Origin of the sequence: Paenibacillus sp. Dod16 (assembly GCF_049893405.1) — a bacterium.
Taxonomy (GTDB): domain Bacteria; phylum Bacillota; class Bacilli; order Paenibacillales; family Paenibacillaceae; genus Paenibacillus_AQ.
This window is the reverse complement of the sequence record NZ_JBNDYG010000007.1, coordinates 14,200-28,328: the sequence shown is the minus strand read 5'-3', so window position 1 is coordinate 28,328 and position 14,129 is coordinate 14,200. Positions and strand designations below refer to the sequence as shown.

Below are 14,129 nucleotides of genomic sequence, written 5' to 3'. Positions count from 1 at the left end.
GGTCGGTTATGTATAAGGTGATTATCGTTGAAGATGAAATGCTCGTTCGAATTGGCCTTAGAAACTCCGTGGAATGGAGTAAATTCAATATGCAGGTCGCAGCAGATCTTTCAGACGGACAGATGGCTTGGGATTACTGCCTGAATGAGGGGTTCCCTGATCTGGTTATCACCGATATTAGAATGCCTAAGATGGATGGTATGGAGTTAATATCGAATATACGTAAAGAAAATAGGGCCACCCGGATTGTGGTGTTGTCTTGCCTGGAGGAGTTCGAGCTTGTACGCCGGGCGATGTCACTTGGTGTATCCAACTATATTCTCAAATTAACCATGACGGAAGAGGAAATCGAAAATGTATTGAACGGGACACGCATGGAGCTGGATGCCCAAGGATCTACGGCTTATTCCCAAGGTAAGGAACAACAACTCCTGCCGGCTAACATGGATCTGATCATGGAAAAATATATCAAGGATTTTTTGCTCTACGGCATATACTCCGTCGAAGAATTCGAGCAGTTTGCAGCACAAAGCGGGATCCGTCTTTCGCCCGTACGAATGGTGGTATGCACGATGGAGCTGGACCGTTATTTCGAGTTAAAGCATAAATTCCGGGACGAGCATGGACATTTAGTGAAAATGACTTTATTGAATATACTGTATGAAATTACCAACTCCTTCGATAGGGATCCTGCGACGTATCTGGATGAAACCCACTACCTTCTCCTATTCAGCTTTGATGATCTTTTCTCTGAACAATCGATCATGCAAGAAATTCATATGATTCTCAGCACAATTCAGGATGCGATTTATACGTACTTCAAGGGCTCGGTTTCATTTGGGGTGAGCGGTGTGCAGAGCGGGTTTGGGTCTTTGCGCAAGTTGTATTTCGAGTCCAGGCGTGCTCTTGAAAAGAAGTTTATTACAGGTCCTGGACAGAAGCATACCAACAACGATCCCCTTGATCTTAGCAAGGTCCTTGCGCAAGTGGAGAAAATACGCGATTATCCGCCGCTGCGTAATATGCTTAGCCCGATGAAGGAGAAGGAATACAGTGACTACATCACCAATTTTGTAAACGCTTTATTAGAGGGGAAAAAGTCGGTACGAATTATTTTGTATCAATTCATCCAATGGATCAACACGAATTTATATGACGATCATCAGAATGAAAAGATGCTGTTATTCAATATAACGGAAACGTTGGACCAGTGTGATACCTTGCCGGAAATGCTAGAGGAGATCAGTGAGTATTTATCTAACGTAGTGGAGCAGTCGAGGACAAATCTGAATATGAGCGGAGAAATCTCGAAGGCCATACAGTTCATCAAACAGAATTATGATCAAAACATCAGTCTGCAGCAGGTGGCTGACCATGTAAACTTAAGCTTTGGCTATCTAAGCAATCTCTTTAAAAAGGAACTTCAAATTACGTTCGTTGAGTACTTAAACTGTTACCGAATTGAACGAGCAAAGGAATTGTTGACACGGACCCATTTGAAATCATACGACATCGCCGTTAAGGTGGGGTTCTCTCCGGAATACACTTACTTCAGCAAGGTCTTCAAAAAAATCACAGGATTAAATCCAAATGAGTATCGTAGGCAGTTTTTATCCGGAAAAAGAGGCGTGACATGAAACTTAGAGGACGATTTCAGAAGCTGGGCACGCAGCTGATTTTATTCTATATGATTATTAGCCTGATTGTGCTGTCCTTCGCATCTTACTTTATCTACACCTTTGTGCTGAAAATCATCAAGGAGAATAACGAGACTTTATTGCTCCAACAGTTTCAGCAGTTGGATCATAACATTGCCGGGCTGATCGATGATGTGGATTCTTTGTCCAAGTTCTTTCTCCTGGATCCCGCTGTTCAAAGGTTTCTTAATTACACGCCGGATAAGGGGGAATTCGAGTTCATGGAGATGAAAAATGATCTTCATGAGAGCATTGCTCCCTATATCAGCAATTATGATTTTATTGATTCGATTTATATCGTAGGCGGGGTCCAGGGATTGATTGGCGGCACCAACAATACAACCCTTGTCCATTCAAGCGACCCGTGGCTGAAAGAGTTCATGCAAACCGATATTTTCGAGCGCTCCCATCAGGTTTTTCCCGAGATGATTATCCAGGGCGGAATTGACAAGAGCCATTACAATCCCTACAAACTGAAGCCTAATGACGGAATGGTCGTCAGCATGGCGCGCGGGGTCAGGCCGCTATATCAGTCTGTGACCAACGCCGTGCTGATTCTAAATGTGGATGAGGAATACTTGTCTTCCATTTATTCAACCGCCCTCCAAGCTGAAGAGGGAAAGATGTATATCGTGAACGAGAAGGGGATCGTGATCTCCAGCAGCAATCCTGATGATGTTGGTTCCATCAGCCCTTACAATCCGTTCATTAACCACGCCGGAGATTACGGAAGCTACGATAACGGCAGTACGAATTCACCGGTTCAGGTTATGTACTATCGTCTGAATGAAGCAAATTGGTACATGATGAAGGAAATACCGCTCAATTCCTTATCGGTGGATATTTATTCAGCACAGACACTGCTGGTGTTCGTGATCTTGGCCAGTCTGCTTGTGATGTTCATCATTTCCTATTTCTGGCTCAAAAAGATGACGCGGCCGCTGCGTATTCTTTCGCACAAGATGAAAGATATGAGTCGTGGGGAAATTGGAATCACGTTTGCCAAAATTCCAAACAATGAGTTTGGTATGGTGATTCGGCGATTCAACGAGATGTCGCTGAGCATTGTGGATCTGATTCATAAAACAAATGAGATGCAGGAGAAAAGACGGGAACTCGAAATGGAGGCGCTTCAAAATCAAATTAACCCGCATTTTTTATACAATACGCTTAATATGATCCGTTGGATGGCTTCTTCGATTAAAGCGGACAACATCGTGAACAGTGTCGTAGCGCTGGGGAATATTCTACGTCCAGCCTTCACGAGTAAAGAGCCGCTGTGTACTCTTAGGGACGAGCTTAGCTATCTGGAGAACTACATTAAGATTATCAATTGGCGGTTTAACAGCAGTGTCATCTTCTCTATCGATGTAGATGAAGCTTACCTGGATCATAGGGTTCCGCGGTTTATTTTACAGCCGTTAATCGAGAACTCCATTACGTTCGGAAGACAAGAAGACGGACAACCCATCCATATTCAAGTCAAGGTCCATGAAGAGGCGCATGATCTGATAATAACTGTTACGGATTCAGGTGTGGGCATCCCTCCTGCCAGATTGGAACAGTTGAACCAGAAAATGCGTAGCGGCGAAGATCATACTGAGGTAATCGTGTCCGGCAACGGAATCGGCCTGTACAATGTGAACAAGCGGATCCAGTTGAATGATGGGCCGGCATACGGGGTTTGGTTGGTACCTCAGCTTACAGGGACAGAAATACAGATCCGGCTTCCAAAACATAGTTAGGTTTGATGGCATTGTTCAAGTTCATCTCAAAATTGTTCAGTTTAAGAAACGGTCATCTGTAGATTATTCAAAAGAATCCTAATATTATGCGTGTTTCGGCACAATCACAACCATTAAGATCAAGGAGGAAGGGAATTATTTCATAGGACCAGGAGGGAATACAATGAGTAAAAGGGGGATCGTCAGACCGGCGATGGCGGTGCTGATCATCTTATCGATGCTGCTTGCCGCTTGTACGAGTAATACCAAAACAAGCAATACACCAGATTCTCCGGAAAAGGTGGGGACGGATAGCAATGAGGAAGTCGTGACGCTCCGGCTGCTTATTATTGAAACCGGATCGAAGTGGAACACCTATCCGGACAGTGCTATAGCGGAGGAGATCGCGAAGAAGGTTGGAGTGAAGATTGAATATGTAGAAGCGGACGACAGCAAATTCAACGTTTTACTTGCTGGGGGAGACCTGCCTGATATCGTAAGGACAGAGCCGGCAAAGTATGGTAAGCAGCTGATTGACGGTAATCTGATTATCCCAATGGATGATATGCTGAAGGAACATGGAAAAGACATTACGGCGAATATTCCAACCGTTGTAGAATACAGCAAAGAGAACTGGAGCGAAGGGAAAAACCAGCTTTTCTTCCTGCCGCCGCAAGTTCAGTCAGAGCCTAGTCCGATCTATCCGCCGCTGACGATCGGACCAACGATTCGTTGGGATTACTATAAGGAGATCGGCGCGCCTGCGTTCAATACGCCGGATGAGCTGCTTGATGTATTGGAGCAGATCGTCCAGAAGCACCCGCAGACGGAAGACGGGAAGAAGATATACGGTATTTCCATGTGGCAGGATTGGGGACTTTGGCCGTATATTGTCCCATTCGCGTGGTATACCATGCAAACAACCAACAATAGTGATATCATGGCAAGAAAACTTGATGAAACGCAGTACAGAAACATATTGATGGAGGAAGATTCCACGTTCTGGGTTGCAGTTGATTTTTACAACAAAGCGAATCGCAGAGGATTGCTGGATCCCGATGCCCTGACGATGAAGAACAATGATTATTCCGCCAAGGCTACGGCCGGACAAATTGTAATTGGACCAGCTACATGGGCCATGGGTGACTTTAACTCCAAATATGCTAAGGATGGTAAAGGGTACGTCGTATTGCCAACAGGTAAGCGGGCATGGAGCGGCGGAGTGAATCCATTAGGCTGGACAGGAAAAAGCTACGCGATCTCCAAGAGCTCAAAGCACCCGGAAAAAGCTATGCAGTTTTTAAACTATTTATATTCCTATGAAGGAGTACGAACGCTATACAGCGGAGTTGAGGGCGTTCACTGGGAGATGATCGACGGTAAACCGCAAATAAAAGACGAAACCTTTGAGTTAAGGAATGCAGGCGGTACAGCATGGGAGAATACAGGAATTGCCTTGGACACGAATCTGATGGGGATTGGTGGGGCCGTGTTGGATCCTGTCACAAATTCACCTCTGGATCTATTCCAAACACAAGAGGCTTTAGCGCAAGGAATAACCGAGCTGGAAAAGGATTTCAGTGACCATTACGGTGCTATGCATCCGGGTGAGGTCCTGGGTAAGTTAATTGCGGAAGGCAAGCTGCAGGACGCGAACACGATAAGCAAGGATTTAACAACAGAGCAACGGATCAAAGAGGGTAAGGTGGGGCTCCCGGCTATTCCCGAAGATATGCTAAAGATTGAGGCCCAGGTGAAAGAGCTGGCAGCCCGTTATGCAGCAAAATTGATTTTGGCCAAGACCGACGATGAATTCAATCGGATTAAAGAAGAAGCGTTGAAGGCATTCAAAGATGCTGGCGTGGATAAATTCACAGAATTCTATACCAAGGATATTGCAGACAGACGGGAAGCGGTCGGAGCATTACCGGCAAAGCTTAATAACTAGCTAATCGTTGAGAAAAGGAACAAGGAAACCTGGAAACAGGGCCCCTTGTTCCTTTTTATAAATCTGATTTCAAGAGAATCTGTAAATTGTTCAAGAAACCAGACGTAAACGTTAGAATATTCAATTCAATCATTAGATCGTTCATTCAGAATACAGAAGCTTCCATGTAATGTTGAGATATGGTTGCAGAGGCTATATAGAAAAACATTTGATCAAAGGGAGAGAAATGAAAGTGGACACTGCTTATCAATCAGAACAACAACCGCTTCTTAAGAAGGAGCGACCGCGGATCCGAAAAGAAGGTATCATTTTGTTGTGTATGGCGATTCCTTTTATCATCGTAGCATTCGCCTTCCATTATGTTCCCCTATTTGGCTGGTTGTACGCGTTTTTTGATTATCGCCCTGGGATCCCTTTGAGCCAAACTGCATTTGTAGGGTTTGAGCATTTTCGGGAAATGTTAACCGATCCCAACATGGTCAGAGTGTTGACCAATACACTGGCCTTGAGTTTGCTGGGGCTTCTGACCGCACCAATCCCCGTGCTGCTTGCCGTGATGATCTCCGAGGTTAAGAGCGAACGGTTTAAGCGGATTTTTCAGACTACGTCTACACTGCCACACTATATTAGCTGGATCATTATTTATTCGCTCGCGTTCAGCATGTTTAGCTCCGAGGGAGCGATTCAAACCATTTTTTTACGTTTGGGTATGGACACGCAGATAAATGTATTAGGTAATTCCGAGCATGTATGGCTTGTCCAAACCTTGATCCTTCTTTGGAAGTCCTTAGGCTGGAGCGCGATTATTTATTTGGCCGCCATCGTAAGCATTGACGGCGAAATGTATGATGCCGCGAAGGTGGATGGCGCAGGTAGATTCAGGATTATCTTCCACATAACGATACCCAGCATCATGCCCACCTTTATCGTTCTGCAGCTGCTGGCGGTGAGCAATTTACTATCCGCAGGATTTGAACAATACCTCGTGTTTAACAATGTGATGGTGGCGGATAAAATCGAAGTCTTAGATTTATATGTGTACAGGGTTGGCCTGGTGATGAATGACTTTCCGTATTCTACAGCGGTGGGGATGTTTAAGTCTGTTATCAGTATCATCCTACTGTTTCTGGTCAACGGATTGTCTAAGAGAATCAGAGGTGAGAGCATTGTCTAAGAAGTGCTGCATTCTAGGGAGGGACTATATATGCGTATAAGAAAGCAAAGTACATCGGATCTGATTTTTAATACGGTTAACTATTTATTCCTCATGTTGCTGTTAATTTTGACCGTCTATCCGTTTTATTATATTTTCATCTACTCGATTAGCGATTCCTTCGAAGCACAAAAAGGGGTGTATCTTTGGCCGGCAGGATTCTCATTGGAAAGCTACAGAGCCGCCTTTCAATTAAAGGGGATTACCGATGCAGCGATCATCTCCGTGCTTCGGACCATACTGGGAACGATGATCACGGTGTTGTGCAGCGCCTTCTTCGCTTATTTGATTACCAAGCGGGAGATGCCATTCCGCAAGCTGATTTATCGGTTCATATTAATTACCATGTACTTTAATGCCGGTTTTATCCCCTGGTATTTAACAATGAAAACATATGGACTGCAAAATAGCTTTCTCCTCTATATTATACCAAGCGCATTGGTCGGTTTTTATATTATTCTTATCAAGACGTTTATGGAGCAATTACCTCCTTCGTTGGAGGAGTCGGCGAAAATGGATGGCGCGAGTTATTTCAAAATTTTCACGCACATTGTATTTCCCTTGTCCATGCCGATTATCGCCACAATTACTGTATTTGCAGCCGTCGGACAGTGGAATACGTGGTTTGATAACTTCTTTTTGGTATCAGATCCAAAGCTCCAAACGCTGCAACTCTTGCTTTATAACTTCCTCAGCCAGACGAACAGTATAGCGGGAATGACAAGTGAGGAACTGACGCGTAACGGACAAGCAAGAGTGATGACGCCCCAATCGGTTCAGATGACGATTACGATGCTCGTTACCATGCCGATTGTGATTGTCTATCCTTTTCTGCAGCGATTTTTTGTTAAAGGGATTATGCTCGGCGCGGTAAAGGGTTGATGTAGCTGTAAGGTCCCGGGCGGGCCGATACAAATGTGATTGAAGGGGTGTCCTAAAAGATCTTAGATCTGCGGGATGCCTTTTTTCTGTTAGGGGATGCCTCCGTATTTGGATCGTTTCACTGAAACCCTCAGCGGACCTGTGATCCTGTCCACGAATTTCAACTCCATCACAATAAAATTCAACCCGTAAATCACTCTAAACCTAAATAGTTCAACTATACCGTAAATTTCACCATTCTGCCTTATCGGCTTTGTTTTTAACATGGAATGAGCAGGAGACCTAGTCAACCTTCTAGCGAAAGGACTTACTACCGGTTTATTGTGAGCGCTTTCCTGGTAAAGGGAAAGAAGAAGCGAGGCAGGGAGGGATAGGGAGTTCATGCAAATGCAGTTCTAAGTAACGAACAATTCAATTATGGGGGGAAGCGCTTATGAAGATTGCAAAGCAAGGGATCTTACTGCTGATGATCGCGATGTTTGTATTTACCTTGGCTGCCTGCAGTGGAGGAAGTACGAAGACGGTGGAAAAGGATGCTCCGATTGTTGAGGAAAACAAACCGGGCACCGATGTAGCAGTAGAACCTAAAGAGGAGCCTGTCCAAGAAGAAGCGGTTGCCGAAAATCCAGACGAGTGGACGATGGATTTCGATCTGGGCGGACGTGAGATTGTAGTTACCGCTTGGTGGGACATTGCATTCGGAGATTCACCGCCGCATCAGGAGATCAAGGCAAATATCGAAGAGCTTCAGAAGAAACACAATTTTACAATCAAGTTCGTGACCACGCCGTATGCGTCAATGAAAGAGCAGGCCACAAGTTCGGCCTTATCGGGCGAACCCTTTGCTGATGTCGTTCGTTTGGAACGAAGAGCACTGTTTCCGGGGATGGTGAGTTCAGGACTTATCACTCCGCTTGATGAGGTCATTGATTTTAGCGGACCGGCCGCAAATTACATCGATCCGATGATTAAGGATCATGTAGGTACGTTTGGGGGACATCTGTATGGTTTTGAAAAAACGTACACGGACTTTTCCGGAATTTATTACAACAAACAAATGCTGAAAGACGCCGGCATTAAGGATTTGCATGAATATGTGGCGGAAGACGATTGGAATTGGGAGGCCTTGCAAGAAATTGTAGGCAAAGTGACGAAGGGCGACACTTACGGACTCGCGGGAACAGAGCTTGCTGTGACGACACACGCGGTGGTATCCAACGGCTCAAACTTATTGGATGTGGATAAGGGGAAAGAAATGTTGTCCGATCCGCGCACGGTTGAGGCATTGACATTCGCCCAGGAGCTCGCCGGCAAATCCATGATCACAAACGATCAAGCCGCAATAAAAACCTTGTTTACACAAGGCAAAATCCTAATGTATGTAGGTTTTCAATGGGAAGGGGAGGGCTTCATCAATGATTTGGGCGAAGACCTGGGGTTTGTTCAATTTCCGGTAGGCCCTAAGGGGGACGGATACAAATCAGTCTCGAATCCGCCGAACTACTGGACCATTCTGAAGGGCACCCAAAATCCGGAGGAGATTTTTTATATTATGTCTAAGATTTGGGATATCACCCCAACGGAGGAGTACAAAGGCCAGGATCGGCTGGAAAAATATTTCGCCGACGAGAAGGACATTGAGGCTGCAAAAATGATGATGGAATCGCCTCAGTATACGGTGATGAATCATGATCTGTTCCCGGACTGGAATGTGTACCAAATGCTTACCGAGCTTTACACCGAAAAATTAGCGCCCGCGACCATTGTAGAAACACATCGCCAAGTGCTGCAGGCGGTTCTGGATGATGCTCTGTAACTTGTTTTGGTGGTATTGAGGAATGGAATAGCCGGCAACAACCGCTTCCTTTCGTTGCCGGCTAACCTTGCGTGAACGACATGACGAAATGGTGAAGAGGGTGGATGCACTTATGCTCGGTTACTTATCTAGATTTCGAGGTCTTCTTATATTCCTCGTAATCCTCCTCGGGGTGGGTTGGTGGTTTCTCAGGGATAGTACAGCCGATAGCCACCCAGGTCAGCGGATCGAGTTAGAAGGATTGCAGACCTTTGCAGAAAACAGCTATCAAAACTATATGAATTTACATCGCCGTAACGCGCGGCCTAATACGAGCATACAAATTGAGGGCGAACATTACAGCCATGCACCAGACGGATCTTCAATCGTTTCAAATCTTATGGATATGAACGGGAAGGCGTTAATGTCAGAAGAGACCGGGGAGGTAACATGGACATTTCATGTGGAAGAGGAAGGCTTGTATAACATAGGGATTCGTTATTATACCGTGGAGGGGAAGAGCTCTGCAATTGAACGGGAACTACGGATCAACGGCCAGCTGCCTTTTCAGGGAGCGGAATCTTTCATTTTTGATCGTGTTTGGATGAACGAACAAATGGAGTTTGAGCGGGATAACCGGGATAACGAATTACGTCCAAGCCAGATCGAATTTCCAACCTGGCAAGAATCATCCTTCAAAGATCCGAATGGCTTATACGAGAAGCCGTTTTTGTTTTATTTTCCAAAAGGAGAAAACACGCTAACCTTGGTATCGCTGCGCGAACCGATGGTGATTGATTATATCAAGATTTACCAAGAGGAAGAAGCACCGACTTATGCTGAAGTCCAGAGCACCTATGAGGATATGAAGAGCAATTCCCCCGCAGATGAGGTGCTGATTAAAGTGCAGGGGGAACATGCTCTGTATAAATCTTCCCCGACGCTGTATCCGTTTCCTGATCGTACCTCACCATCCTCGGAACCCTACAGCGTCTCCAAGACCCGTATGAATGTAATTGGGGGTCAAAACTGGCGAATGCCAGGTCAATGGATGGAATGGCAGGTAGACATCCCGAAAGACGGTTTATACCAGATCGCTTTCAAGGTTAAGCAAAACTTGGTGAGAGGGATGTATTCAAACCGGAAGCTTTATATAGATGGAGAAGTGCCGTTTCAGGAAGTGAACAGCATCCCTTTTTATTATGATGCGGACTATCAAACCATTACCCTGGGTGACGAAAAGGAGCCCTACCTGTTTCATCTGACCAAAGGGCTGCATACCATCAAGCTGGAAGTGAACCTGGGAGACGTAGCCTCTTTAATTCGTACCACGGAATCCAGTGTCCTTGAACTCAATGCCATCTACCGGAAAATCCTCATGATTACTTCGGAGAATCCCGACCCTTACCGAGATTATCAGCTCGAGCGAAGAATCCCCGGCATGATCGAGGATTTTAAGAAGCAGCGCGATATTTTATATACCGTTGCAGAGACGTTACGCGATATAACAGGGGAAAAAAGTGATAAGACCGCAATCCTCTACACACTGTCCAGGCAATTGGATGAGATGGCACAAAACCCTCATACGGTTGCGCAGCGGTTAGATCAATTCAAGATTAATATCGGCTCTCTGGGAACCTGGCTGCTGACGATCCGTGAAATGCCGCTGCAGATGGATTATATGATCGTTGCATCCAAGGATGCGAAGCTGCCCGCTGCGAATCGCCCGCTACACGCCAAGATCGGCCATGAGTTGGGTTCGTTCTGGTACTCCTTTATTGAAGATTACAACACAATCGGTAACGCGGGTGAAGAAGGCCAGCAAAGCATTACAGTCTGGATTGGAACTGGACGTGATCAGGCCCAGGTAATGAAGGAAATGATCGATGATCGATTTACTTCAAAGACGGGCATCCATGTGGATTTAAAGCTGGTTGATATCAAATCGCTTCTATCGGCTACTCTGGCCGGACAGGGACCGGATGTCGCTATGGAAATCGGCATTGCAGATCCGGTGAATTATGCGATGCGCAATGCAGCTTACGATATCAGCCGATTCCCGGACTTTAAGGAAGTTAGCGAGCGGTTCCGACCAAGTGCGCTCGAGCCATTTCAGTTTAATCGGGGTGTCTATGCGCTGCCCGAACAGCAGTTGTTCAGTATGTTATTTTACCGCAAGGATATTCTGGCCGAACTTAATTTGAACATACCGGATACATGGGATGATGTATACGCCATGATTCCCGAGCTGCAGAAGCGGAATATGAATTTTGGCCTGCCTATTCAGGAACAGATGGCCACGATGACGCCAAATGAGACGTTCTCCATGCTTTTGTTCCAAACAGACGGAAACTACTACGAGGGGGAAGGCGAAAGAAGCGCCTTGGATCATGAAAACTCCATGCAAGCCTTTAGTCGATGGACCGATTTTTACACCAGCTATAAGTTTCCGCTTCAGTATGATTTCATGAATCGTTTTCGTCTTGGCGAAATGCCGATCGGCATTGCCCCCTATAATATGTATAACTTACTGACGGTGGCTGGTCCTGAAATCCGCGGACTATGGGACTTTACCGTAGTTCCTGGCACTCCGGGAGAGCATGGAGAAATCCGCCGGGAGGTCGCTAGCAGCGGAACATCGGTTATGATGCTGGAACAGGCCAAGAATAAGGAAGCTTCCTGGGCGTTTATGAAATGGTGGACGGAGAAAGATACGCAAATCAGGTTCGGCCGCGAAATGGAGAGCCTTATGGGGGCCGCTGCCAGGTATCCGACTGCGAATATCGAGGCGCTCGAGGAGCTGCCGTGGCCGGTTAAGGATTACAGGAATCTGGAGAAACAATGGCAATGGGTCCGGGCCATTCCTGAAGTGCCTGGAGGATACTTTACCGGACGGCATCTGGATAATGCCTTCCGTAAAGTGGTCAATCTTGGGGAGAACCCACGCGAAGCGCTTTATGATCACGTGTCAGTTATTAATAATGAAATCGCAATCAAACGTTTGGAATTCGGATTGAGTGAAGGAACAGGAGGGCCTACCAATGCAACCAACGACGAATCAGGAAGTCGAACCAAAAGGACGGATCAGCCGTAGGCCGGATGCTCCATCCTTGCTGAATCGTATGTGGGCGATGCGGCACTCCTATATATTAATGGGACCTTATATGCTGCTATTCTTTCTGTTTACGGTTCTGCCTGTAACGCTCTCGCTGGCGGTAAGTTTCACCAGTTTTAACCTGCTTGAATTCCCCAAGTGGGTCGGCTGGAGCAACTATACGCGTTTATTTCTCGATGATGAGGTCTTTCTGATTGCGATCAAGAATACCTTTTTGTTCGCGTTTATTACGGGCCCCGTAAGTTATATCGCCTGTTTCCTGTTTGCGTGGTTAATTAATGAATTGCCAACCAAGCTTCGTGCCCTAATGACCTTAATTTTTTATGCTCCGTCTATTTCAGGGAACGTTTTCTTTATTTGGCTGATTATGTTCTCAGGAGACGGCTACGGCTACGTGAACGGGTTTTTAATGAAGCTGGGTGTTATTCTCGAGCCTATTCAATGGCTGCAGGATGAGCGTTATGTACTGTGGATTGTCATGCTCGTTCAGCTGTGGCTCAGCTTGGGGGTAAGTTTCCTCGCTTTCATCGCCGGCCTGCAGTCGATCGACCGGACATTATTCGAAGCGGGCTCGGTGGACGGTATCCGCAATCGTTGGCAGGAACTGTGGTATATTACCCTGCCATCCATGCGTCCACAACTTCTGTTCGGCGCGGTGATCCAGATTTCATCCTCTTTTGCCATTGCTGAGGTGTCTATTGCATTAGCTGGTTTCCCTAGTGTTAACTATGCAGCTCATACCGTTGTGACCCATTTAATGGACTATGGCTCCATTCGGTTTGAAATGGGCTATGCATCAGCGATTGCAACAGTTTTGTTTGTCATCATGGTAGGCACCAATGTAATCGTTCAGAAACTTCTTAGGAAAGTGGGGGAGTAGGTCCTAAATGAGCGCAATGGCAGCTAGTTCCAAAAAAAGGTTGAGCCGCTCGCTGGTCGGTGACGTTACCATTTTTATTTTTCTCGGCATATTCGGGGCTTTTATGGCACTGCCCCTTGTATACACGATTAACAATGCCTTCAAACCTTTGGATGAGTTGTTCTTGTTCCCGCCGAAATTTTTGGTGCGCAACCCCACGCTGGATAATTTTTTCGATTTATTTCATCTGATGGCCGATTCCTGGGTGCCGTTCACACGTTATGTGTTTAATACGGTGCTTATCACAGCAGCAGGAACAGTGGGGCACGTCGTACTGGCTTCCGCAGCGGCTTATCCGCTGGCTAAACACAGATTTCCAGGGTCCAAGGTGCTGTTCACCATTGTAGTCCTATCTCTAATGTTCTCACAGCATGTTACCGCGGTTCCTAACTATGTCATTATGTCCTGGTTAGGCTGGATAGACAGCTACATTGCTATTATCGCGCCGGCGCTCGCAGCTTCCCTCGGACTGTATCTGATGAAACAATTCATGGAACAAATTCCTGATGCCCTGCTTGAAGCAGCGAAGATCGACGGTGCCAGCGAGTACCGTATTTTTTGGCAGATCGTGATGCCCTTAGTAAAGCCGGCATGGCTGACGCTTGTCATATTGCTGTTTCAGGTATTATGGGGAACCGACGGCGGTAATTTTATTTACAGCGAAGAGTTAAAAACGATGAATTATGCCTTAAGTCAAATACTGGCTGGCGGTATTGTGCGGGCGGGTCCGGGTGCTTTTGTCGCTTTGCTGATGATGTCTGTGCCCATCACCATCTTTGTGATTTCCCAGAGCAACATTATTGAGACGATGGCCAGCTCAGGAATGAAGGAGTGAG

Annotated in this window: 9 protein-coding genes; all 9 read left to right on the top strand. The window is 46.1% G+C overall.

The annotated features are described in order from the left end of the window. The first annotated feature begins 8 nt into the window (after positions 1–8). Positions 9–1,637 carry a response regulator gene (locus tag ACPV3A_RS07890; RefSeq protein ID WP_426198743.1) on the top strand — a complete coding sequence of 543 codons (1,629 nt, stop codon included), beginning with the start codon at positions 9–11 and terminating at the stop codon, positions 1,635–1,637. Next, a complete protein-coding gene (locus ACPV3A_RS07885; protein ID WP_194541195.1) occupies positions 1,634–3,442 on the top strand; it encodes a sensor histidine kinase in 1,809 nt (602 codons plus the stop codon). Before ACPV3A_RS07890 ends, ACPV3A_RS07885 begins: the two co-directional genes overlap by 4 nt. Positions 3,443–3,605: 163 nt before the next feature. Further along, a complete protein-coding gene (locus ACPV3A_RS07880; protein ID WP_426198741.1) occupies positions 3,606–5,369 on the top strand; it encodes an extracellular solute-binding protein in 1,764 nt (587 codons plus the stop codon). A 232-nt stretch (positions 5,370–5,601) separates the two neighbouring features. Continuing rightward, entirely contained in the window at positions 5,602–6,543 is a 942-nt protein-coding gene (locus ACPV3A_RS07875) for an ABC transporter permease (RefSeq protein WP_259445443.1), read from the top strand. Positions 6,544–6,573: 30 nt separating this feature from the next. After that, positions 6,574–7,464, top strand: coding sequence for a carbohydrate ABC transporter permease (locus ACPV3A_RS07870; RefSeq protein ID WP_194541198.1), 891 nt, complete (start codon positions 6,574–6,576; stop codon positions 7,462–7,464). A 433-nt stretch (positions 7,465–7,897) separates the two neighbouring features. Further along, the gene (locus ACPV3A_RS07865) at positions 7,898–9,280 is read left to right on the top strand and encodes an ABC transporter substrate-binding protein (protein WP_339295739.1); all 1,383 of its coding nucleotides are present in this window, start codon (positions 7,898–7,900) and stop codon (positions 9,278–9,280) included. Positions 9,281–9,683: 403 nt separating this feature from the next. Continuing rightward, positions 9,684–12,353: an extracellular solute-binding protein gene (locus tag ACPV3A_RS07860; RefSeq protein WP_426198738.1), complete on the top strand. Its 2,670-nt coding sequence runs from the start codon at positions 9,684–9,686 to the stop codon at positions 12,351–12,353. Between the two features lie 28 nt (positions 12,354–12,381). Further along, positions 12,382–13,254: a carbohydrate ABC transporter permease gene (locus ACPV3A_RS07855; RefSeq protein ID WP_233355162.1), complete on the top strand. Its 873-nt coding sequence runs from the start codon at positions 12,382–12,384 to the stop codon at positions 13,252–13,254. A gap of 7 nt (positions 13,255–13,261) precedes the next feature. Continuing rightward, positions 13,262–14,128, top strand: a complete 867-nt coding sequence (locus ACPV3A_RS07850; RefSeq protein ID WP_220686360.1) for a carbohydrate ABC transporter permease — start codon at positions 13,262–13,264, stop codon at positions 14,126–14,128. Position 14,129: the final 1 nt, after the last annotated feature.

Coding starts and splice junctions, on each gene's coding strand:
- ACPV3A_RS07890 (WP_426198743.1), top strand. CDS start 9: ATGTATAAGGTGATTATCGTTGAAGATGAAATGCTCGTTCGAATTGGC.
- ACPV3A_RS07885 (WP_194541195.1), top strand. CDS start 1,634: ATGAAACTTAGAGGACGATTTCAGAAGCTGGGCACGCAGCTGATTTTA.
- ACPV3A_RS07880 (WP_426198741.1), top strand. CDS start 3,606: ATGAGTAAAAGGGGGATCGTCAGACCGGCGATGGCGGTGCTGATCATC.
- ACPV3A_RS07870 (WP_194541198.1), top strand. CDS start 6,574: ATGCGTATAAGAAAGCAAAGTACATCGGATCTGATTTTTAATACGGTT.
- ACPV3A_RS07865 (WP_339295739.1), top strand. CDS start 7,898: ATGAAGATTGCAAAGCAAGGGATCTTACTGCTGATGATCGCGATGTTT.
- ACPV3A_RS07860 (WP_426198738.1), top strand. CDS start 9,684: ATGTCAGAAGAGACCGGGGAGGTAACATGGACATTTCATGTGGAAGAG.
- ACPV3A_RS07855 (WP_233355162.1), top strand. CDS start 12,382: ATGTGGGCGATGCGGCACTCCTATATATTAATGGGACCTTATATGCTG.
- ACPV3A_RS07850 (WP_220686360.1), top strand. CDS start 13,262: ATGAGCGCAATGGCAGCTAGTTCCAAAAAAAGGTTGAGCCGCTCGCTG.